This is a genomic window from Oleiphilus sp. HI0061 (genome assembly GCF_001635675.1).
Genome location: NZ_LWFE01000868.1, coordinates 1 through 323 on the forward strand (window position 1 = coordinate 1; position 323 = coordinate 323).

Here is a 323-nt window from a genome sequence, read left to right on the forward strand (position 1 = left end):
AAATGATGGTCTACGTTTAGCAGGCTTTGCAATGATGCCACTGCTTCTCTTAGCAATACCATACCGCGACCTTATTATTGTTATCTTTTATTCTTCCGATTTCTTGGAGGTCGAAAAATACCTTCCTTATCATTTTCTCGGTGTATTATTTCACGTATGGTTTAGTGTGCTATCTAGTTCAATGTCTTCAACAGGTCGAATTAAACAGCATGGCTTTTTTCGGTTTTTCTTTTTAACTCTGGATATATTGGTGACTTACGTTTGTGTCGATTACTGGGGGCTTTATGGTTGGATGCTGAAACATATTGTGAGTCCCGTCATTT

Annotated in this window: 1 protein-coding gene; it reads left to right on the forward strand. The window is 38.1% G+C overall.

Translation table 11 applies throughout. The features are described from left to right. Positions 1-323: hypothetical protein (locus A3735_RS31840; RefSeq protein WP_231882530.1), on the forward strand; the 323-nt coding region annotated here is incomplete at both ends.